The organism is Cupriavidus plantarum, from assembly GCF_905397285.1.
Classification (GTDB): Bacteria; Pseudomonadota; Gammaproteobacteria; order Burkholderiales; family Burkholderiaceae; genus Cupriavidus; species Cupriavidus plantarum.
The window spans coordinates 284575-306648 of record NZ_CAJPUX010000001.1 but is presented as its reverse complement, the minus strand read 5'-3'; the positions used below and the strand labels follow the sequence as shown (position 1 = coordinate 306648).

Annotated in this window: 14 protein-coding genes; 3 read left to right on the top strand and 11 right to left on the bottom strand. The window is 66.0% G+C overall.

Translation table 11 applies throughout. From position 1 onward, the window contains the following. Positions 1–16 precede the first annotated feature (16 nt). From KHP16_RS01445 to bglX, 4 genes are all read right to left on the bottom strand, one after another. Positions 17–1204, bottom strand: coding sequence for a pyridoxal phosphate-dependent aminotransferase (locus KHP16_RS01445; protein WP_211959468.1), 1188 nt, complete (start codon positions 1202–1204; stop codon positions 17–19). 102 nt (positions 1205–1306) lie between these two features. Continuing rightward, positions 1307–2215, bottom strand: a complete 909-nt coding sequence (locus KHP16_RS01440) for a glutamate/aspartate ABC transporter substrate-binding protein (RefSeq protein WP_211959467.1) — start codon at positions 2213–2215, stop codon at positions 1307–1309. A gap of 219 nt (positions 2216–2434) precedes the next feature. After that, positions 2435–2818, bottom strand: a complete 384-nt coding sequence (locus tag KHP16_RS01435; RefSeq protein ID WP_179592734.1) for a hypothetical protein — start codon at positions 2816–2818, stop codon at positions 2435–2437. Between the two features lie 69 nt (positions 2819–2887). Then, on the bottom strand, positions 2888–5215 hold the full coding sequence (bglX, locus tag KHP16_RS01430) for a beta-glucosidase BglX (RefSeq protein WP_211959466.1): 2328 nt from the start codon (positions 5213–5215) through the stop codon (positions 2888–2890). 310 nt (positions 5216–5525) lie between these two features. Here bglX and KHP16_RS01425 point away from each other — a divergent pair, with 310 nt between their 5' ends. Next, complete coding sequence (locus tag KHP16_RS01425; protein ID WP_346772437.1) at positions 5526–7046, top strand: glucan biosynthesis protein G; 1521 nt, start codon at positions 5526–5528, stop codon at positions 7044–7046. A 52-nt stretch (positions 7047–7098) separates the two neighbouring features. On the opposite strand, the gene KHP16_RS01420 is transcribed toward KHP16_RS01425, so the two are convergent. Beyond that, entirely contained in the window at positions 7099–10716 is a 3618-nt protein-coding gene (locus KHP16_RS01420) for a response regulator (protein WP_211959465.1), read from the bottom strand. A gap of 174 nt (positions 10717–10890) precedes the next feature. Next, positions 10891–13059: a di-heme oxidoreductase family protein gene (locus tag KHP16_RS01415; protein ID WP_211959464.1), complete on the bottom strand. Its 2169-nt coding sequence runs from the start codon at positions 13057–13059 to the stop codon at positions 10891–10893. Between the two features lie 654 nt (positions 13060–13713). Here KHP16_RS01415 and KHP16_RS01410 point away from each other — a divergent pair. Then, positions 13714–14928: a GGDEF domain-containing protein gene (locus KHP16_RS01410; RefSeq protein ID WP_211959463.1), complete on the top strand. Its 1215-nt coding sequence runs from the start codon at positions 13714–13716 to the stop codon at positions 14926–14928. Positions 14929–15043: 115 nt separating this feature from the next. After that, positions 15044–16261 (top strand): MFS transporter, encoded by a 1218-nt coding sequence (locus KHP16_RS01405; protein ID WP_109582141.1) that lies wholly within the window; start codon positions 15044–15046, stop codon positions 16259–16261. A 14-nt stretch (positions 16262–16275) separates the two neighbouring features. Here the strand turns inward: KHP16_RS01405 and KHP16_RS01400 are convergent, their stop codons facing one another. The 5 genes from KHP16_RS01400 to KHP16_RS01380 are packed head-to-tail and all read right to left on the bottom strand — an operon-like array spanning position 16276 to position 22023. Beyond that, positions 16276–16857, bottom strand: a complete 582-nt coding sequence (locus KHP16_RS01400) for a nuclear transport factor 2 family protein (RefSeq protein WP_109582142.1) — start codon at positions 16855–16857, stop codon at positions 16276–16278. A 5-nt stretch (positions 16858–16862) separates the two neighbouring features. Continuing rightward, on the bottom strand, positions 16863–17912 hold the full coding sequence (locus tag KHP16_RS01395) for a Bug family tripartite tricarboxylate transporter substrate binding protein (protein ID WP_109582143.1): 1050 nt from the start codon (positions 17910–17912) through the stop codon (positions 16863–16865). 42 nt (positions 17913–17954) lie between these two features. Then, on the bottom strand, positions 17955–18809 hold the full coding sequence (locus KHP16_RS01390) for a patatin-like phospholipase family protein (RefSeq protein ID WP_109582144.1): 855 nt from the start codon (positions 18807–18809) through the stop codon (positions 17955–17957). Next, positions 18806–20020 carry a CaiB/BaiF CoA transferase family protein gene (locus KHP16_RS01385; RefSeq protein WP_109582145.1) on the bottom strand — a complete coding sequence of 405 codons (1215 nt, stop codon included), beginning with the start codon at positions 20018–20020 and terminating at the stop codon, positions 18806–18808. Before KHP16_RS01385 ends, KHP16_RS01390 begins: the two co-directional genes overlap by 4 nt. Beyond that, entirely contained in the window at positions 20011–22023 is a 2013-nt protein-coding gene (locus tag KHP16_RS01380; RefSeq protein WP_109582146.1) for a flavin-containing monooxygenase, read from the bottom strand. Before KHP16_RS01380 ends, KHP16_RS01385 begins: the two co-directional genes overlap by 10 nt. Positions 22024–22074: the final 51 nt, after the last annotated feature.

Sequence of the window (22074 nt, the reverse complement as noted above, 5' to 3'; positions counted from 1 at the left end):
AGGCTGGCGTAAGACGCTATCGCCCCAGATAATTTCGCAGGCGCGCGACTCCCTCGTCGAGCCGCGCCACATCGCACGCATAGCACCACCGCACGAAGCCCTCGCCCTCGTCGCCGAACGCACTGCCCGGCGCCAGCCCGATGCGGGCCTCGCGCACGAGGCGCTTGCAGAGTTCCAGGCTGTCGGTGGCGCCATCGAAGCGGAAGAACACATACATCGCACCGTCAGGCGCACGGGCATCCACGCCGGGCAGCGTGGACAGCGCGCCGACGAGGTGGTCACGCGCTGCCCTCGTCCGCGCCACCAGTTCCCGCGTGAACGCCTCTCCCTCGCGTACAGCCACCACGCCCGCCTCCTGCACGAACGACGGCGCGCAAGACGTGTTGTACTCGATCAGCTTGCCGAGGTCCGCGGTCAGCGACGACGGCAGCACCATCCATCCAAGGCGCCACCCCGTCATCAGCCATGCCTTCGAGAACGAATTGACGCTGATCAAGCGCTCCTCGCGCGTGGCGATATCGAGGAACGATGGCGCAGTCAGACTGTCGCCGGAAGCGCGGCCGTAATACAAGCGCTCATACACCTCGTCCGCAATGATCCAGATGCCATGGCGCCGGCAGTGATCGAGCACGACCTGCTGCGCGTCGCGCGGCATGACCCACCCCGTGGGATTGTTCGGCGAGTTGATCATGACCGCCCGCGTGCCGGGCTTGAGTGCGCTCAGCAGCTTGTCCACATCGAGCGTCCATCCCTGCTCGCCATAGTCGAGCGACACGGTCTCCACCGTGGCGCCAAGAATGCGCGGAATCTCGACAAGGTTCGGCCACAGCGGCGTGACCGCGACCACATGGTCGCCGGGCCCCGCGACAAGCTGCGCGGCGAGCATCAGCGCATTGACGCCCGCGCTGGTCACCACCACGTTGTCGACGGCGGTGGCGCCATGCAGGCGGGTCGCATACGCGGCCAGCGCCTCGCGCAGCGCGGGAATGCCAAGGTTGTGCGTGTAGAAGGTGGCGCCGTCCGCCAGCGCGCGGCTGGCGGCGTCCCGGATGAACGCGGGCGTGACCTGGTCCGACTCGCCGAACCAGAACGGCAGCACATCGGGGAGGCCGATGCCGGCATTGGCCACCTCGCGGATGCGCGACGCGCGCAGGTTGTGAACGACTTCCCGGGCAAGGGGGAGGACAGGGGCGGCGGCGGACATCGGATCTCCTCGTTGGTGGGTACAACGATCGCTGGCTGCGATGAAGCAGCTAGCGTACCACCGTCGGCACTTCCGCTCTGCCGACCGCCTTACCCGCTGACCTTACTCGAATGCCTCGTCGTTCGGGTTCGCATACGCGCGCTTCAGCGGCTCGCTGACCGGCAGGTCGAAGCTGATGTTCTTCGGCGGCACCGGCTTCGCGAACCACTTGGCATAGAGCGTATCGATCTCGCCGCTCTTCATCAGCGACGTGATAGCGCCATCGACCACCTGCTTGAAGCCCGGATCGTCCTTGCGCATCATGAACGCGTAGGCTTCAAACGATTGCGGCGTGCCGACGACGGCCCAGTCCGACGGATTCGGCGCCAGCGTGCGCGCGCCCGACAGCAGCACGTCGTCCATCATGAACGCGGCCACGCGGCCCGACTGGAGGATCAGGAAAGACTCGCCGTAGTCCTTGGCGCTCTGGATCGTGATATTGGCACCCTTCTCGTCGTTGAGCCGCCGCAGGATGCGTTCCGACGTCGTGCCCGCATTGGTCACCACGGCCTTGCCCGACAGATCGCCGAAGTCGCGGATCGTGCTGTTCTTCCTGACGAGCAGGCGCGTGCCCGCCACGAAGAACGTGGTGGAAAACGCCACCTGCTGCTGGCGCGCCTTCAGGTTGGTCGTCACGCCGCACTCGAGGTCCACCGTGCCGTTCTGCACGAGCGAGATGCGGTTCTGCGACGTCACCGGCACCATGCGCACTTCCAGCTTCGGCACGCCCGCCTCCTTCTTCACGGCCTCGATCACGCGGTCGCAGATGTCCTGCGAGAAGCCGATGACCTTCTGATTGGCGTCGTAGTACGAGAACGGGATGGACGACGTCCGGTGGCCGATCGAGATCACGCCGGCTGACTTGATCTTGCTCAGCGTGGGACTGGCCGCGACATCGGCGGCGGACGCGGCCAGCGGCAGCGTGGCGAAAGCCAGGACCGCCGCGGCGCGGGCGAGTCGGGGGTGTTTCATGGTGACGCTCCTATGAGTCGAATGTTGCAACGATATCCGGTGAGCAACAAACGTTCCATCATGGATTACCATGAAACAGATGGTTTTTTTCACATCATCAGTGAAACAAATGCGCCATATCGGGGCAAAACCGAATCCCGGCGCGGACGCATGCGCCATGGACGGGCGGTTACGAAGACTTGAGGACCGAATCCGGGCGGCAGGCGCGGGACGCGCCCGTCAACTATGCTCGGCGCACTTCTCGCTATAGACGCGCTGAAGTTGCCGACGCGTCCGGTCGCGCTCGACCGTGGGGATATCGGTGCCCTGGCTGTTCTCGACGCTCTGCCCCGATGGCCGGTAGCTGCGGCGCGGCAAGTCGCCAATCTGGGCCGCGAGCGAATCGCATTCGGCGTCGCGCGATGGCGGCTGGCTGGGCGTGGGCCGGAACTGCGGTTCCCCCTCGCGCACGGCGTTGGAGATCGCGTTGTTAATGGCCGCGTCGCCGGCGGACGGGCCCTGTGCCAGCGAATGGTGGTGGAACGGCATGGGCAGTGGCGCGAGCAAACCGCTTGCCGTCACGAACAAGGCTGCGACAACCAGACTGCGGGCGGGGCGAGGCATGGAAGGAGTCTCCTGGGCGGGCGTCCTTCCATGGTAGTGCAAACCGGCAACCTACTCACCGCCACCTGCTCAGCGCAGCACAAACGCCTTCTGTTTGACGTTCTCGGCATCGAGTCCGATCTGCACGTTGAACTCGCCGGGCTCCGCCACATACTGGAGCTTCGCATTGAAAAATTTGAGCTTGTCCTCGTCGATCGGGAACGACACCACGCGCGACTCGCCCGCCTTGAGCGGGATCTTGCGGAAGTCCTTGAGCTCCTTGACCGGCCGCACAACGGAGGCGGCCACGTCCTGCAGGTACAGTTGCAGGACCACCTCGCCATCGCGCGAGCCCGTGTTCTTCACGGTCACACTGGCTTCTATCCGGTCTCCCGCGCGCATCGTGTCCTGCGAGAGCCGGACATCCGACACCGAGAACTGCGTGTAGCTGAGGCCGTAGCCGAACGGATACAGCGGTCCCGACGCCTCCTCGAAGTACTGCGAGGTGTAGTTGGCCGGTTTGCCCGGCGTAAATGGCCGGCCGATGCGCAGCTGGTTGTAGTAGGTCGGAATCTGACCGATCGAGCGCGGGAACGAGACCGGCAGCCGGCCCGACGGGTTGTAGTCGCCGAACAGCACGTCCGCGATCGCATGGCCGCCCTCCGTGCCCGCGTACCAGGTCTCCAGCATCGCGTCGGCGTTCTCCTTCTCCCAGTTCAGCGTGAGCGGGCGCCCGTTCATCAGCACCACGACCATCGGCTTGCCGGTGGACTTCAGCGCCTTGAGGAGCGTCTGCTGCGAGCCGGGCAACGTCAGCGTCGTGCGGCTGGACGCTTCGTGAGACATGCCGCGCGACTCGCCCACGGCGACGACGACGACGTCCGACGCGCGCGCCGCGGCCACCGCCTCCGCGATTGTGTCGCCGAGCGGGCGCGGATCCTGGACGAGTTCCTTCATGTCCCAGTTCAGGAAGTTCAGGTACTCGACCACGCGCGGATCGTCGGTCAGGTTGGCGCCATGGGCGTGCAGCACACGGCCGCGGTCGCCCAGCGCATCGCGCACGCCCTGCAGCAGCGTTACCGAATGCTTGCCCTTGCCCGCCGCGGACCAGCTGCCCATGATGTCGATCGGCGCGTCGGCGAGCGGACCGACCACCGCGATCGTGCCCCCTTTCTTCAGCGGCAGCGTCTGGTTGCGGTTCTCGAGCAGCACGAGCGAGCGGCGCGCCACGTCGCGGGCGTCCGCGCGATGCAGGCGGCTGTCCGCCTCCACGTCGGCCGGATCGTTCTCCGCGCGGCCGATGCGGCGGTACGGGTCGGCGAACAGGCCGAGGTCGTACTTGGCGCCGAGCACTTCGCGCACGGCCTCATCGACGACGCTCAGTGGCACCGCGCCCGACTTCACGAGCCCCGGCAGTTGTTCGAGATAGAGCGAGTCATGCATGCTCATGTCGGCGCCCGCCTCGATCGCGAGCTTCGCGGCCTCGCGGCCGTCCTTCGCCACGCCGTGACGCATCAGTTCGTCGATGGCGCCATGATCGCTGACAGTCAGCCCCTTGAAGCCCCACTGCTTGCGCAGCAGATCGCGCAGGAGCCATTTGTTCGACGTGGCGGGCTCACCGTTGATCGAGTTCAGCGCGATCATCACGCCGCCCGCGCCAGCGTCGATGGCCGCCTTGTACGGCGGCAGATAGTCCTGGAACATCCGCATCGGGCTCATGTCTACCGTGTTGTAGTCACGGCCGCCCTCGACCGCGCCATACAGCGCGAAATGCTTGACCACCGCCATCAGGCTGTCGCGGTTCGCGGGCGACGAGCCCTGAAAGCCGCGCACCATCGCGCGCGCGCTCTGCGATACGAGGAACGGGTCTTCGCCAAATCCCTCGGACGTGCGGCCCCAGCGCGGATCGCGCGAGATATCGACCATCGGCGCGAAGGTCATGTCGATGCCGTCGGCCGTGGCCTCCACCGCCGACACGCGCGCGACGCGTTCGACCGCGCCCATGTCCCAGGTCGAGGCAACGCCCAAGCTGATCGGGAAAATCGTGCGATGGCCGTGCACGATGTCGTACGCGAAGAAGATGGGAATGCCGAGGCGGCTCTTGACCGCGGCCTCCTGCAACGGACGGTTCTCGGCCGGCGTCACAGAATTGAAGGTGCCGCCCACGCGGCCGGCCTGGAGTTCCTTGCGAAGCTGCGGCTGCGGCATGTCCGAGCCGATGCTGATCAGCCGCAGCTGTCCGATCTTCTCGTCGAGTGTCATGCGCGCAATCAGGTTGTCGATGAACGCGTTGCGCTCGGCGAGCGAGGGAACGGCCGCGGGCGCGGCGGCATCGGCGGGCGCGGCCGTAGCGCCAGCGGTGAAAGGCGGGGTGCAGAGCAGGCTGGCGGCAAGCGCCAGCGAAGTGAGCAGTCTCATTCGTTTTCCGTTTTGTATGTCAGCGGACGCGCTCGACTCTGCCCGAACGGCTGGCTGACGTATGCCCGACTTTGTCGGACTTTTTTACAGTGGGCGAATGCCGTTGCAGGCACGCCACGCAAAAACGTTACTTTTTCGGCACTACGCGCGCAGTTTACCGTCTATACACTAGCGATTTGCACCGCAACATACCTGTGGCAACATTTTCTAACGCGCCTTACTGGAGGAATTCGTCTTGCTAGCCGCCTTTGCCGCGACTTTAAAAGCCCGAACCGGAACCCGCTCCGTCCTGCCCAGCCTCGCCGCCCTGTTGGCGTTACTGCACGGCGGCGTCGCGGCCGCCTTCTCGCTCGATGACGTGACCGCGCGCGCGAAAACGCTGGCCGACAAACCGTACGTGGCACCCGCGAACAATCTGCCCCCGGCCTTCCAGCAGATGCAGTTCGCCGACTACATCAAGATCCAGCCGCGCATCGACAACCTCGAGTGGAAGAATCAGGGTACGCCCTTCAAGCTCGGCTTCTACCACCAGGGTATGCAGTTCAGCTCGCCGGTGCGCATCAACGAGATCGTCGGGAAGAACGTGCAGGAGATCCGCTACGACATGTCGCGGTTCGACTTCGGCGACCTCAAGCTGGACCGCTCGGCCACGAGCAAGCTCGGCTACGCGGGCTTCCGCGTGATGTACCCCGTCAACCGGCCAGACAAGCTCGACGAGGTCATGAGCGTGCTCGGCGCGAGCTACTTCCGCGTGATTGGCAAGGGTCAGGTGTACGGCCTCTCTAGCCGCGGCCTCGCGATCGACACCGGGCTGCCGATTGCCGAGGAGTTTCCGGCCTTCCGCGAGTTCTGGATCGAGCGTCCCAACCCCACCGACAAGAAGCTGGTGTTCTACGCGCTGCTCGACTCGCAACGCGCGACCGGTGCGTATCGCTTCGAGCTGATGCCCGGCGAGGACTCGACGCTCAAGGTGCAGGCGCGGGTGTTCATGCGCGACAAGGTGACCAAGCTCGGCATCGCGCCGCTCACGAGCATGTTCCTGTTCGGGCCGAACCAGATGCGCGACCCGCACAACTTCCGCCCCGCGCTGCATGACTCCAATGGACTGTCGATCCATACCGGCGACGGCGAATGGCTCTGGCGGCCGCTCAACAATCCACGCCATCTGGCCATCAGCCAGTTCACGGTGAACAACCCGCGCGGCTTTGGCCTGCTGCAGCGCGGCCGCGAGTTCTCCGCCTACGAAGACCTGAAGGACCGCTACGACCTGCGCCCGAGCGCGTGGATCGTGCCGGAAGGCGATTGGGGCAAGGGCAAGGTCGAGCTCGTCGAAATCCCCACGCCGGACGAGACCAACGACAACATCGTCGCGTTCTGGACGCCCGACGCACTGCCGCCGAAGGGCACGCCGCTGGTGGCGAACTACACGATGCACTGGACGATGGACGAACGCGCCCTCGTGCCGAAGGACGTCGCGTGGGTCAAGCAGACCCTGCGTTCCGCGGGCGAGATCATGCAGGCCAACCTGATTCGCCATCTCGATGGCAGCATCGGACTGCTGATCGACTTCGAAGGCGCGCCGCTGGCGAACCTCGCGCCGAGCGCCCAGATTAATCCGCAAGTCAGCCTGAGCGACAACGCGGAACTGATCGAACGCGTGCTGCAGGTGAATCCCGCCACCAAGGGCCAGCGTCTGACGCTGCGCTTCAAGGTCAAGGACCCGAAGAAGGTCGTGGAACTGCGCGCGGCGCTGGTCTCCGGCGACAACCGTCCGCTGACGGAGACGTGGAGCTACCAGCTGCCGCCCGATACCACTCCGAAGGCGCAGTAACCCACCGTCGCGCAGCCGGAGGCCATGCCGCGATCGATCGGATCTCGATCGGTCAGATCATCGCCTTCGGCACCCACACCCGCAGCAGCGAATACAGCTGGTCGAGGTCCACGGGCTTGGCGATGTAGTCGCTGGCCCCGGCCGCCAGGCATTCCAGCCGGTCCTTCTGCATCGCCTTGGCCGTCACCGCGATGATCGGCAGGCTCTTCAGCTTGAGGTCCGAGCGAATCCTGCGCATGGCCTCGAGCCCATCCATCCCCGGCATCATCACGTCCATCAGCACGATATCGACATCCGGCGTGCGCGCAAGGATGTCGAGCGCTTCATGGCCATTGCGGCCAATCTCCACGCGCATGCCCTGGTGTTCGAGCGCGCTGGTCAGCGAGAACACGTTGCGCACGTCGTCGTCCACGACCAGCACGCGCCGCCCTTCCAGCTCGCGGCTGCGCGATCGCGCGGCCAGCAGCATGTGGCGGCGATCCTCCGGCAGGTCCGATTCCACCTGATGCAGGAACAGCGTGACCTCGTCGAGCAGACGCTCCGGCGAGCGCGCGCCCTTGATGATGATCGACTGCGAGTACTTGAGCAGCTCGCGCTCCTCGGCGGGCGACAGGTTGCGTCCGGTGTAGACGATCACGGGGGGGAACGAGCAGGCCTCGGTGGTCGCCATCGAGCGCAGCAGCTCGCTGCCCTGCATGTCGGGCAGCTTGAGATCGACGATCATGCAGTCGAACACTTCGGTCAGCAGCCGCTGCAGCGCCTGTTCGCCAGTTTCGACCGCGACGATCTCGATCTTCTCGTCGCCGATCAGCTTCACCACGCTGTCGCGCTGGCGCGCGTCGTCCTCCACCAGCAGCACGCGCTTGACTTGCCGCGCGATCTTCTCCTGCAGGCGGCGGAAGATGTTGGCGAGGTCGTCGCGCGACGTCGGCTTGACCGCGAACCCGACCGCGCCGAGATGCAGCGCGGTGTCGGCACGGTCCGTGGCGGATACCACATGCACGGGGATATGCCGCGTGCGCGGCTCGCTCTTGAGCTCCTGCAGCACCATCAGCCCCGAGCGGTCGGGCAGGCCGAGGTCGAGCAGGATGGCCTGCGGCTGGTACTCGCGCGCCATCGCGAAGCCTTCGCCGCCGGTGCCGCAGACGATGCACTGGTACTGCATGTCGTGCGCGATATCGAGCAGGATCTGCGCAAACTGCGGCTCGTCCTCGATCACAAGCACGAGGCGCTCGCCGCTCAGCGCATGGCGGTCGTCTGGAATGATGGTGCGCGCTTCGGCGATGGCTGCCGCATCCGCCTCGTTGGCCTGGGCCACCGTCTGGGCCATCTTCTGAGCCTGGGCAGTGCGGGAGGCTGCCACGGCGGACGGCTGCGCGGTGACGGACACGGCGGGCACCGCCGGGGCTGCTGTCACGGGCGGCGTCTCCACGCGCCCGGGCATCGCCACCGCGCCGCGATCATGGCCAGCGGCCGCTGCCACGTCCGCACCCGCATCCGCATCCGCGCCGGCCGGCGCCACATAATGCAACGGTAGCGTAACGGAGAAGACGGAACCCCGGCCCGGCGTGCTCTCCAGCGCGATCTCGCCGCCCAGCAATTCGGCAAGGCTGCGCGAGATGGACAGGCCCAGGCCCGTACCGCCGTATTGCCGGCTGGTCGTGCCATCGGCCTGATGGAACGCCTCGAACACGCGCGCATGCTGCGACGGCGCGATGCCGATACCGGTGTCGAGCACCGCGCAGCGCACGCGGTCCGGGCCCGCCATGGTCCATTGCACGGACACCTCGCCGTGCTCCGTGAACTTGACCGCGTTCGAGAGCAGGTTCTTCAGCACCTGCTCCAGCCGGTGACCATCGGTCGTGATCGTCGGCGGCACGTCGGGCGCCACCGCGCACTGGAACGTCAGCCGCTTCTGGCGCGCAAGCGGTTCGAACGTGCGCACGAGGTTGCCATTGAGCTGTTCCAGCGCGACCGTGTCGATCACGAGCTCGACCTTGCCCGCTTCCACCTTCGCGAGGTCGAGGATGTCGTTGATCAGCACCAGCAGGTCGTTACCCGCCGAATGGATCGTCTGCGCGTAGCGCACCTGTTCGCCCGTCAGGTTGCCGCCCTTGTTGTCCGCCAGCAGCTTGGACAGGATCAGCGAACTGTTCAGCGGCGTCCGCAGCTCGTGCGACATGTTGGCGAGGAACTCGGACTTGTACTGGCTCGCGCGTTCGAGGTCGGCGGCTTTCTCCTCGAGGGTCTGCTGCACGCGCGTGAGGACTTCGTTCTTCTCGTCGAGCACGCGCGCCTGCGCGGACAGTTGCTCGTTGGTCTGCTCGAGCTCGGCCTTCTGGTTCGCCAACACCGCGCGCGACTGCGACAGCGCCGAGGTCTGCTGCTCCAGCTGCTCGTTGGCCACACGCAGCTCTTCCTGCTGGCTCTGCAGTTCCTCGTTGAGCTGCTGCGTTTCCTCCAGTGCTTCCTGCAGGCGTTCCTGCTGCTGCGCGGCGGCGACCACATCGCCGATCGTCGCGCTCATCAGCGTGAGGAACTCCTTGCTGCGCGCGTCGGGCGGCGCCATGAATGCGAGCTCCATGGCGCCAATCACCACGCCATTCGCGCGAATCGGCGCCACGATCAGCGACTTCGGCGGCGCCGCGCCCAGCGCCGAGGAGACGGTCCAGTAGTCGGCCGGCACCTCGTCGATATGCTGCGGCTGCGCGGCCGTGACGGCGCGGCCGACCAGCGTTTCGCTCACGAGGATCCGCTGCGGCAGCATGTCCGCTCCGTTCTCCGCGCCCGCCCTGCCGATCGCGCCACGGCGTTCGAGCGTATTGCGGCCGACCAGCACGTAAAGCGTGCCCGCGGCCGCGCCGAGATAGCCCGCGAGGAATTCGAGCACCACGGGGGCAAGCCGCGCAAGGGAGTCCTGTCCGACGACCTGCGCGCCAAACCGCACCTGCCCGTCGCGCAGCCACGCCTGATGCGTCAGCACGGCCGCCTGGCTTTCGTGCGCGTCGAGCGAGCCGCTATAGGCATCCGACAGCTGCACCAGGTCCTTGCGCCCGCGCCACGCGACGATGAAGCTCAGCAGTACGCTGGCCACTACGGAACCGATGATCGTCACCAGGGCAAACTGGCTGCCGGAGTCCGCGCGATTGAGCCGCAGCGTCTGCTCGATGCCGAGAAAGGCGTCGAGCTCGCGATTGGTCGCATCGCGCTCGGCTTCGCCGCGTCCCGCGAGCACCGCGGCTTGCGTGTTATCGCCCCGGCGGCGCAGCGCGATGAGCTCGTCGGCTTTCCGGTCCCACTGCTGCTGCCAGGCCTTGATGCGCTGCATCCGCTCGACCTGCGCGGCGTTGTCGCGCACGAGCGTGGCAAGCGCATCGACGTCCGCCATCAGGATGGGCCGGGCGAGGTCGTAGTCGCGAACATAGCGCTCCTCGCCAGTCATGGCATACCCGCGCAGCGCGGCTTCCTTGCGCCAGACGAGGCGGCCGATCTCCTGAGTATTGCCGATGACGCGCTCGGAATGCTCGATCCAGCTGTTGGCGGAAAGCAGATACAGCACGAGGCCGATGAAGATCGCCGCCGTAACCCCTCCGACGACGAGTGGCAATGTGATATTGCGCCGGAGGATCCGCCGAAACGCCAACTCATCGAGACCGGTGGAGGGTGCCATGGTGGGGAGCCGTGAAAGGTCGAGGCCAGTGGAATTAAGGTGGCGGAATGTTACCTCAGCGGCGCCAATAAAAAAGCCGTGCCCGAAGGCACGGCTCAGGGGCGGCGCGGGAAAGTCGCGCCGTTTCTCGGGGAGAGAAAGCGGAGAGAAAGCGTTAAGGCGACGCGGCGCCCATCAAAGCGACTGCAGGAAGGCCACGATCGCGTCGCGGTCGTTCCTGGGCAGCGCTTCGAAGCGCGTGCGCGCGTCGTTGGCCTCGCCACCGTGCCACAGGATGGCCTCGACCATGTTGCGGGCGCGGCCGTCATGCAGCAATCGCACGCTTTGATCGGCATTGCCCTGCACGAAGCGCAGCGAACCGATGCCCCACAGCGGTGCGGTCCGCCACTGGTTCGGCGCGGCACGGCCCTCGCTCAGCGTGTCGCTCAGGCCCGGGCCCATGTCGTGGAGCAGCAGGTCCGTGTACGGATGGATGGTCTGGTCGCGCAATTCCACGAACGGATGGTTGCTGCCGGTCTTGAGCGTCGCGGTGTGGCAGGCCACGCAGCGGGACTGCGTGAACAGCACGCTGCCGCGGGCGATGAGGTCCGGATTCACGTCATGCTCGGGCGACACGCGCACGCCGGCCGGGAAGCCGCTGCGCAGGCTGCGCTGGGCGGGCACCGCGATCAGCGAGAGGTAGCTCGTCAGGCGTTCGATTTCCGTTTCCGAGATCGACGTGGCGGCCGTGGTCTGGCGGCAGTCGGCCGCGCCCATCTGGCAGCCGCGCGTCGGGAACACCGGCGAGGTCACGCCCATGTCCTTGCTCAGCGCGTCGCCGGCCTGATGGCGGATGCTTCCCTTCGATGCCTTCCAGCCGAAGCGGCCCAGGTGGGTCTTGCCCGTTTCCGGGTCGATCACCCAGTTCGGCACGCCGCGCACGCCGTCGCCGTTCACATCGTCCGGATCCGCGAGCGCGAGGATAGTCTTCTCGTCGAGCGCTTCCAGCAGGCCCATGCCGATCACCTGCGCGGCCTGGCGTGCCGAGAATTGCGCCGGGGTCGGGCCCTTGAACGCATAGACGGGCTTGACCAGCTCCACCTTCTCGCCGTCCGGCAGCGTGCGTACCGTTGTCTCGTACGACTTGATGCTGACGTCGTACTGCGGGGCCCCGCCATCCTGCGCATGCTGCTGGACGTTCCAGCCATACGTGGGATCGGCCTTGCCATCGGCGGCCGCGGTGAGCACCGACATCGTGTCGAGCTTCACGCCGATGCCCGGCGAGATGCTGCGGCCATTGTTCGTGTGGCACTGGATGCAGCGCGGCTGGTTGTAGCGCGGGCCAAGCTGGCCGATGTGGGCCGAGAACACGGGGTTGTCCGCGTCATGCTCCGAGTGCTTGCCATCGAGGAAAGACGTATGGAACAGCCGGCGCCCTTCCACGAAGCGCTGCGTGTTCGCGATGCCGATGTTGTTCGACATCTGCTGGAACACGCGCATCGGTTCCTCGGAGTAGTTGTACGAGAGGCTCGCCTGCCCGCCCAGCAGCGTGTCGTCGGGCAGCGGTTCAGAGTCGAGGTTCGGCACGATGCCGTACCACGGCTTCATGCCCTGGCCCACCACGTAGAGCTGCTCGAACGAGTAGTAGCGGCTGCCACCCCCATCGACCACGGGATCGCGCTTCAGACGAGGCGCCGGCGCGAGTTCAATCTTGTCGCCGATGCGGAGCTGGCTGTGCGGGTCGGTGCGCCAGTTCGAGTCGACCGTCATCATGCAGTTCTCTTTGGGCTGCCCCTCGATACAGATCGGCAGTCCACCCTGCGTCGGGTTGTTGAAGCCGTAGTTCAGCGACCAGCCGTAGTCGCGCACTTCCGGATTCTGGATATTGCGGAACAGGCTGAACGTCGTGCCGTCGAAAATGCCCTGGTTCACGCGCAGGTAGAACGAGATCTTCTGTCGGCCGGCCGGGACTTCGTCGCGGATCTCCAGGCCGAACGTGCGGTTCTGGAAGTAGAACGTCGGGAACGTGAGGTAACGGCCCGGACCCGCGTCCGGCGCGTCCCATGCCTCCCCGCGCTCACGGGCGTGACGCTCCGTGGGCCGCATGCCCACTAGTGTCACGAGCGTGCCGTCGGCCTCGCGGTACTGAATCTGCTCCATCGCCTGCGTCGTGGCGTCGTACAGCGGCGCATAGCCCGATGCGGGTTGCACGGGCGTCGAGTTGCTGGCGTTGTTGCTGCCGGCTGGCGCGGCAGCGCCATCGCTGCCGCCGCCACCGCAAGCGGTGACGATCGACGCGGCGATCAGGGAGGCGGCAAGCGCGGCAACCGCGCCCGTACCGCGTTTGGGGACGGGAAATTGCATGGTTTATCTGACCTTCTTTGTTGTTATCGAATGCCCGCGGCCAGGCATGCGGCCGCTGGCGGGTTCAACACACTGCAGACAACAGGAATCCCTGGACGCGCCGGAGGGCGATCCATACGGATACGGAACTGTTGGATGAGCGGCACCCGTCAGGTGCCGTGGAACCGGAAACTGCGAACGAACGCGCTACATGGTGGGTAGATACAAGACCCCGATCTCGCCCGTTATGCTGGTATGTTCCACGTCAGCGGATTCCCGCCTGAAATGCCTGGCTTCTTCATACCCTGACCCTTTTTGTTAGTGTTGTTGTCGTTATCGATGTGACAGCCTGTACCGCAAGCATCGTGCCTGCCATTTTCGGTTGGTGCGGTTACCTTCGTTATCGTCGCGATGCCTTCGCAGCGGGCTGAAGATCGCGGCATATTCCTGCGAATTGGCGTATCCAACTAAAGGGGGATCTGGGAACGAACGGAATCTGCCGAAAGGCACGCAGCCCCCTCGCCTGGCCCATGCCACAAAATGGCCAGCGAGGTGACATCAATTGGCAGTCGGCCACAACAATAGGTGTCACTGTCGATACGCTAGACTGCGCGGTATCCGTTCCCGCCCGCTAATTCCGGGCGCGTTTTGCCCCGCGGCATCCTCACGCCCGACATGTCCTTTCACGATCCCGTCACGCTGCTTCTGATCATCACGCCGTTCGGGCTCATGACGACGCTGTTGCTGTGCCTGTCCTATGTCGGCCTTGGCAAGGACAATGCGTCGCTGCACTGGTGGATCGCGGGCGATCTGCTGCTCGCGGCCTATCGCATCGCCGCCATGCTGCAGCCCGGCGTGCCGCAGGGCGCGTTGGAATGGATGCCGGTGATGACGCCCCTTGCGGCCTTCGTCGCCGGCACGACGCTGCTGCTGGCGGCAGTGGGCGCCCACACGCTGGCGTTGCTCCAGCTCGATGCCCCATCTGGCGAGGGCCAGCCAAGCGGGACCTTGCTGAAACGGCTCGGTGTCGCGCTGCCGCTGATCTACGCCTGCGGCGCGCCGATGGCCGTGCGGGCGGGTTATGCGCTGCCCTGGCACTCGCTGTTCATGGTCGTGACGATCGTCATTCAGATCGGCCTCACGCTGCGGCTCGCGCGACGGTATCGCGGCGCACTGGGACTGCTGGCGGGGCAGGTCGTCATCGTCGTCTATCACGCGTGGTCCGCGCCCATGCTCGCGCGGCATCCGCTGCCGCCGCAGGCATTCGAGCACGTGTTCCTGCCGACGGTGCCGGCGCTGATGATGGACGTCATCGTCTCGTTCCTGTTCACGCTGAGCTATGCGCTAGCGTTGCAGGAGCAACTGCGCCTGCGCATCGTGCAGCTGAGCATCACCGATTCGCTGACGGGCGCGCTCAACCGCCGCGGCGCCGCGTCGATCCTCAATGACGCGTGGGCGCGCGCGAGCGCCGAGCGGCATCCGATCGCCATCGCGATGGTGGACCTCGACAACTTCAAGCGCATCAACGACCAGTACGGCCATTCGGCCGGGGACGCGGCGCTCCAGAGATTCGCGGATACCGTGACCCGCCTCAAGCGTCAATCGGACGTCTTCGTGCGCTGGGGCGGTGAGGAATTCCTGCTGCTGCTCCCGCGCACGGACATCGGGCAGGCCGAACGATTCCTCGCGCGTCTGCGCGACAACCTGAAGTCGCTGCCGCTCACGCCGGCGCTCCCCTTCCACCTCGAATTCAGCGCGGGCCTCGCGGACAGCCATGCCACCGTCGCCACCCCCGACTTCGAGGCGGCCCTGCGTGCCGTGGACAAGGCGCTCTACCGCGCGAAGGTCGATCGCGATCGGGTGGAAGTGGTCTCGGAGGCGGATGTTTGAGGCATCCGCCGTCCGATTATTGATCCCGCGTCAACAAGCTTTCCCACCGAATCGCCTTTTTCCCAACGATGATGCGCCGCACAATCCGGCTTATTGCATATTCCGGAGCGCCGGCATGACACCGTCCAATCCCCCAATCGCACCGTCCGAGCGCAACGGCAGCGCCGCGCTGCCCTTGCTCGCGCTCGCCGTGGGCGCGTTTGGCATCGGCACCACCGAGTTCTCGCCGATGGGCCTCCTGCCCACCATTGCCGCGGGCGTGAACGTCTCGATTCCGACCGCTGGCATGCTGATCAGCGCGTATGCCATCGGCGTGATGGTCGGCGCGCCGCTGATGACGCTCGCGCTATCGCGCTGGTCGCGCCGCACCGCGCTGATCGTACTGATGAGCATCTTCACGATCGGCAACCTGCTGTCGGCCATCTCCACCGACTACACGATGCTGCTGCTCGCGCGCCTCGTGACCAGCATGAACCATGGCGCCTTCTTCGGCCTCGGCTCGCTCGTCGCGGCGAGCGTCGTCCCGCGCGAGAAGCAGGCAAGCGCCGTGGCGACGATGTTCATGGGCCTGACGATCGCCAACGTCGGCGGCGTGCCGGCAGCGACGTGGCTCGGTAACGTGATCGGCTGGCGCATGTCGTTCGCCGCCACCGCCGGCCTGGGCGTGCTCGCGATGGCCGCGCTGTGGCTGGCATTGCCTAAGGGCAGTGCCGGCCAGCGTCCCGACGTGCGCAAGGAACTCGCCGTGCTGACCCGCCCGGTCGTGCTCGGCGCGCTGGCGACCACCGTGCTCGGCGCGGGCGCGATGTTCACGCTCTACACCTATATCGCCCCCACGCTCTCGGACCTGACTGGCGCATCGTCTGGCTTCATCACCGCGATGCTCGTGCTGATCGGCCTCGGCTTCACCATCGGCAATGCCGCCGGCGGCAAGCTTGCCGACCGCTCCCTCGATGGCAGCCTGATCGGCTTCCTGATCCTGCTGATCGTGGTGATGCTGGCCTTCCCGCTACTGGCGAAGTCGCACGCCGGCGCCGCCATCGCACTGCTGGTATGGGGTCTCGCGACGTTCGCGGTGGTCCCGCCGCTGCAAATGCGGGTGATGCGCGCGGCCGTGGAAGCACCGGGCCTCGCATCGTCCGTCAACGTCGGCGCATTCAACCTCGGCAACGCGCTCGGCGCCGCCGCCGGTGGCTGGGCAATCTCGGCGGGCTTGGGCTACAGCGCGGTGCCCATCGTCGGCGCGCTCATCGCCACGGCGGGACTGGTGCTGGTGCTGGTTCAGGTGACGGCGCGCCGCAAGCCCGCCGGCTTGTCGCTCGGGGAGCAATAAGCCTCGTCGCGTCTTTATGCAATACCGAGCCGCCGCCGCTCGGTCTGCACCTGATCCTCGCCATCGCGGCGGCCGATGATCCATCCGTCGCCCGGCACGAGGGCGCGGTATTTCACATCGACGATCTGCTTCCAGTCCTGGATCAGGTCACGATGCGCGATGCGCCACGTCCCCTCGCGGCGCTCCATCCGATCGAGGTAGCGCGACGACGTGAACATGTCCATCGGCAAGTCCATGTCCCCCGCCGCGCCCCCCGTCAGCTGCGCCAGCTGCTGCTTGGCTTCGGCCGGATACTGCTGGATCGTGCGCACGTACGTCTCCACCAGCGCCACATTGTCGCTCGCGAACTCGATCAGCATGTTGCCGATGAAGTGGCTCGACGTCGCGATCGGCCGATGCCGCACCAGAATCCATTCCACAAGACCTTCCGCGGGGCCGATATAAGGCCCATGGCTGTCGATCGCCCCGGGCCAGAAAATGTCCAGCATGCCTTGCCGGTCGAGCCGGTCGACGGCGCGGCACCAACGAAACATCAGGTCCTGGATCTGCATGCGGGAAACGATACGTTCCGGCGTGTATTGCTCGTGAGTCGTCATGGTCGTCAGGCGGTCTTGAACTGCACGCGGGTGGAAAGCTCCTGCATCTGCGCGGACTCCCTGCGGATCAATGCGGCAAGATCGCCGGGTGTCCCACCGACGGGCACAATGCCGTATGCCTCCATCTTCGCCACGATGGCCTTGTCGGCCAGCATGTCGTTAAGCAGCGCATTGAGCCGCGAGACGACCGGCCCAGGCGTATTGGCGGGCGCGCCCACACAGAACCACGGCGACATCACGAATCCCGGCATGGTCTCGGACAACGTCGGCAGGTCGGGCAGCAACGGCGAACGCTTCGCGGATGTCACGGCAAGCGCCCTGACACGGCCCGCCTGAATCAGCTTGAGGGCCGAAGAGATCTGATCGATCGTAAAGTCGATATTGCCGGCGATAAGATCGGTCAGCATCTGCGAGCCGCCCTTGTACGGCACGTGCACAGCCTGCACGCCGGCGCGCTGCTTGAACACCTCACAACTGATCTGCGCACTGGATGCCACGCCGGAACTGCCGTAGTGGAAGCTACCGCCCTTCGCCTTCATCAGCGCGATCAGTGCGGCCGGCGAACCGACGTCGAGCGAGGGCCGCACCATCAGTACGTTAGGCGTCTCCGCGAGGTTGATCACGGGCGCGATCGAGTCCATCGTGAACGGCAACTTGTCGTACGCGAAATGATTCGTCACCATCGTGCCAACGGAACCCATCAGCAGCGTATAGCCATCGGGGTTCGCGCGCGCGACGGACGCCACGCCGATGGTGCCCGTCGCGCCGGGCAGGTTTTCGACCATCACAGGCTTGCCGAGCATTCTCTGCAGATGCTCGGCGACGAAGCGTCCGAGAATGTCGGTGGAGCCGCCCGGTGGGAATGGCACGACCACCTTGATCGGTTGCGCTGGCCATCCGTCCGGCAAGGTCCCCGCCGCGTTCGCGGGCAATGCGTGTGCGGCGGCACCCAGCGCCGCCTGCGCGTGCGCCAGTCGGGTCAGCGGCAGCGCAAACGCCGCCGCGAACGATCCTCCCAGCGCTTGCCGCACGAAGCGGCGTCTCGATGGTTGCATGGCATGTCTCCTCTCGTTATAGGCACCGCATCTTTCCCTGCCCTAGCCATGCCACGCTGCGGCGATCTCCGTCGCCATGCGCGCGGCCTGCGCCAATCCCGCCCGCGCGCTCGGCACGCAACGCGAGGGATCGAGCACGTTGTCGGTCATCGCATCGAGCGATGCCGCATCGGGCACGACCAACGACACGCTCGCCCCGCGCGCGCACAGCATCCCGACCTCGGCGCGCAGATGGCCGCTGACCGGATTCCCGTCGGCATAGCCGAGCGGCGCAATCACGAGCACATGCCGCGCCGCGGGCGCAAGATCCGCGTTCGTCAGCGAGCGAATTCCGCCATCCATGTACACCCGTGAGCCGATCGGCACGGCGGGCCATGCCCCGGGCACCGCGCAACTCGCCGCAATCGCGTCGACGAAGTCGACACCGCTCTCCGCATCGAACACCACATGGGCGCCGGTCTCCGTATCGACCGCCACGACGCGCAGCGTGCGCTCCGGCCATGTCGTGCGCGGCAACCGCGCGGCGACGATCTCGCGCCGCACGTAAAGGGGCACGGTCTCGCTGCGTAACGCGAACGCGCCAATCCGCCGGCGCGCAACATCGAGGTCGCCGCCAACCTTGTCCATCAGCCTGCGATTGCTCGCATCGGCTTCCGCCTGCGAATACGGCCGCGCCTGCTCGCGCGAATCGCCACGCGGCGCCAGCTGTTGCGCGACCAGCGCTTCGATGGGAACGCCGGACGCAATCTGTGCCCCGACCACCGAGCCGGCAGAGGTCCCCACAAACGCGTCGGCCTCGCCGATATCGACCCCCGCCCGCAAGAGCCCCGCGGCAATCCCCGTGGCCCACGCAATGCCGGCCACGCCGCCGCCGCCGAGCACGACCACGCGGTTCATATGACCCCCGCGTCGTTCAGCGCCGCCAGGCGCTCGGGCGACAGGCCGAGCAGCTCCCCATAGATCTCGCCGTTATGCTGCCCCAGGTCCGGCGCCGGTTCGATCGGCTTCTCGGCACGATCGGGAAACTTCGGCACCACGCCCGCCATCTTCACCGGACCGATATGCGGATCCGGCACCGACGCGATGGTCCCGCGCGCTTGATAGTGCGGATCGTTCATGATGTCCTCGATGCTGTAGATGAACGAATACGCAAGCTTGGCGTCGTCGAGAATGGCGCAGAGTTCATCGACCGGCTGTGCTTCGATCCAGGCGGCCAGCGCTGTGTTCAGTTCATCGACGTGCCGCCAGCGCTGTTCGTGCGTGGCATAGCGCGGATCCTCGAGCCAGTCTCTGCGGCCCATTGCCTGCGCGAGCCGCTGGAAGCCCGCATCGGCGGACACCGTCAGGATCATGTAGCGGCCATCGGCAGTGCGGAAATGCTCGCCCGGTGCGGCGGCGAAGTGCTTGTTGCCGCGACGCTCGCGCACGGTTCCCAGTCGGTCGTATGCGGGCACCAAGACCTCGGTGAACCGGATAATGGATTCATACATGGCAAGGTCGATCTGCTGCCCCTCGCCGCCATGCATGTCGCGATGGTAGATCGCCATCATCAAGGCGAACGCTCCAAGGATCGCCGACTGGTAATCGGCGATCGACGTTCCGATGCGCACCGGCGGACGATCCGGAAAGCCGGTAATCCCCATCAGCCCGCCGAACGCCAGCGCAATGCGGTCATACCCGGCACGCTCGCGATACGGACCCGTCTGGCCGAAGCCCGAGATGCGCAACATGATCAATTGCGGATTGCGCGCCTTGAGCACGTCCCATCCGCAGCCCCACTTCTCCAGCGTACCCGGCCGAAAGTTCTCGACTACCGCATCGGCATGCGCGACGAGATCGAGCAACAGCTCACGCCCCTCCGGCTTGCGCAGGTCGAGCGTGATCGATTTTTTGTTACGGTTCTCCACGCTCCAGTACAGGCAGCGGCCCTCGACGAACGGACCGAGATCGCGCACGGTGTCGCCGCGGCGCGGCACCTCGACCTTGATGACCTCCGCGCCGAAATCACCGAACAGCGTCGCCGCCACGGGACCGGCGACCATCGTGCCTAGATCGAGAATACGGAGCCCACTCAGCAGATGCGGGCCGGGACCGGCTGTCATTTGCATGATGCGGCCCCCTCCTTCTGCGCGTCACGTGCCTGCGCGACACGGCTGCCATCCCGCACGTTGTAGTCGGCGAGGCCCGAGTTACGCGTCATGTGCCAGTAGTCGTCGTTGCGGAACGGCGTCGGCGCCACCACGCGGCCCCGCGCATTGCGGTACCAGTTTGACATGCCCTTGTGCGTCCAGATCATGCGCGCGTGCGCATCCTGCACGCGCTGATTGTAGGCATCGTGCACGTCCTGCCGCACCTCGATTTCGAAGCGCCCTTCATGCGCGTTCAACGCGGCCTTGAGCAGCGACATCACGTACTGCACCTGCGTCTCGAGCAGCGCGACGACGCTGCCGCCGTGGCCGAGCGCGGTGTTCGGGCCGGCGAGCATAAAAAAGTTGGGGAAGCCGGGCGTGGCCACACCGAGATACGCCTGCGCGCCCTGCGCGTCCCAGTGCTCGCGTACGTTGCGGCCGCCGCGCCCATGCAGGTGGAACGATGACAGCAGGTTCACCGCGTCGAAGCCCGTGCAGACCACCAGGACGTCGGCCTCATGACGCCGGCCATCGGTGGTAATCACAGCGTCGCGTTCAACGCGAGCGATGCCGTCGTTGACGATGCACACGTTCTCTCGCGTCGCGGTGCGGAACCAGCCGTTGTCCATCAGCATGCGCTTGCCGAACGGCGGATAGTCGGGCAGCACGTCGGGCAGCAGGTCCTGGCGCTCACCAAGTTCCTGCCGCATATACGCGACGAAGAACTCGCGGTGCTTGTCGTTGCGGCGGTTGATCGCGCGCTCGGGATGCGGCCATTCGGGATCGACCTGTAGCGACGCATGGATGCGATCGTTGAAGATCCACGCCAGACGCTGGCGATACCACGGCTGGTAATACGGTAACTCTTTCAGCAGGAAGCGCGCGGCGGCGGGCACGGGCTTCTGGAAACGATCGAAAGGCGCCGCCCATTGTTTCGAGCGCTGGAAGACCGTCAGCTGAGAAACGATCGGTGCGATCGCTGGCACGATCTGCATCGCACTGGCACCGTTGCCGATGATCGCCACGCGCTTGCTCTTCACGTCGAGGCCTTCTGGCCAGCGCGCGCTGTGAAAGCACGGCCCGTCGAACGTATCCAGACCGGGAATCGAAGGCATCTTCGGCACGTTGAGCAGGCCCACCGCGCTGATGACGACATCGGCGCGAATCACGTCGGCATTGCCCTCGGCATCGGAGACGCGCACGGTCCAGTCCATGCTGCCCTCGTTGTACGTCGCCGCATCGACCTTCGTGACGAAGCGCATGTGCTCTCGCACGCCGAAGCGGTGCGACACGTCAACGAAGTACGCCTGGATCTCCTCGCGCAGCGCGAAGTAGCGCGTCCAGTCGGCCTTGGCGAACGAGTAGGAATAGATATGGTTCGGCGTATCGACGCCCGCGCCCGGATAGCGGTTCTCGTACCAGGTGCCGCCCACCTCGGCATTCTTCTCGATGACCGTATGCGGAATGCCGGCCCCCTGCAGGCGGATCGATGCACAAAGCCCCGCAACGCCCGCGCCGATCACGACCACGTGGAAGCCTTCCGGTACGCGATATTCGTCGCGCTGATCGATGCGAAACGCGGGATCGCCACCGAGCCAAGCGCCGACCATCGGACCGTAGGCATCGGGCACGTCCTCGCCGACACTGCGGCGCATCATCTCGATCAGTTCCTCGAGTTCAGGCAACGGCAGCGCGGCCGGCTGGCCCGCCTTCCACGCTAGCACCGCTTCGCGCGCGGCGTCACGCACTTCCTGCTGCACCTCGGACGCCAGTCCTCCCGTATCGTGATCGTCGATGCCACGGATATGCGTGCACTGGTAGCGCTCGGACAGCCAGCGCCGGTCGCCCGTCAGATGCAGCAGCATCATCAGCAGCGTCGGCACATTGGCGGACGGCAGCGCATGGTCGAGTTCACCGACCCAGGCTGGATCGATGGCATCGGTGGCGGGCGCGGCGGGATGAGGCGAATGGGTATTGGTCATTGGCGTATGCTCGGTGTATGTTCGGCGCATGCGTTTGCGTATTCAGGGCAA

Excerpts from the sequence above, each read along its gene's own strand:
- KHP16_RS01445 (WP_211959468.1), bottom strand. The coding sequence starts at position 1,204 with ATGTCCGCCGCCGCCCCTGTCCTCCCCCTTGCCCGGGAAGTCGTTCAC.
- KHP16_RS01440 (WP_211959467.1), bottom strand. The coding sequence starts at position 2,215 with ATGAAACACCCCCGACTCGCCCGCGCCGCGGCGGTCCTGGCTTTCGCC.
- KHP16_RS01435 (WP_179592734.1), bottom strand. The coding sequence starts at position 2,818 with ATGCCTCGCCCCGCCCGCAGTCTGGTTGTCGCAGCCTTGTTCGTGACG.
- bglX (WP_211959466.1), bottom strand. The coding sequence starts at position 5,215 with ATGAGACTGCTCACTTCGCTGGCGCTTGCCGCCAGCCTGCTCTGCACC.
- KHP16_RS01420 (WP_211959465.1), bottom strand. The coding sequence starts at position 10,716 with ATGGCACCCTCCACCGGTCTCGATGAGTTGGCGTTTCGGCGGATCCTC.
- KHP16_RS01415 (WP_211959464.1), bottom strand. The coding sequence starts at position 13,059 with ATGCAATTTCCCGTCCCCAAACGCGGTACGGGCGCGGTTGCCGCGCTT.
- KHP16_RS01410 (WP_211959463.1), top strand. The coding sequence starts at position 13,714 with ATGTCCTTTCACGATCCCGTCACGCTGCTTCTGATCATCACGCCGTTC.
- KHP16_RS01405 (WP_109582141.1), top strand. The coding sequence starts at position 15,044 with ATGACACCGTCCAATCCCCCAATCGCACCGTCCGAGCGCAACGGCAGC.
- KHP16_RS01400 (WP_109582142.1), bottom strand. The coding sequence starts at position 16,857 with ATGACGACTCACGAGCAATACACGCCGGAACGTATCGTTTCCCGCATG.
- KHP16_RS01395 (WP_109582143.1), bottom strand. The coding sequence starts at position 17,912 with ATGCAACCATCGAGACGCCGCTTCGTGCGGCAAGCGCTGGGAGGATCG.
- KHP16_RS01390 (WP_109582144.1), bottom strand. The coding sequence starts at position 18,809 with ATGAACCGCGTGGTCGTGCTCGGCGGCGGCGGCGTGGCCGGCATTGCG.
- KHP16_RS01385 (WP_109582145.1), bottom strand. The coding sequence starts at position 20,020 with ATGCAAATGACAGCCGGTCCCGGCCCGCATCTGCTGAGTGGGCTCCGT.
- KHP16_RS01380 (WP_109582146.1), bottom strand. The coding sequence starts at position 22,023 with ATGACCAATACCCATTCGCCTCATCCCGCCGCGCCCGCCACCGATGCC.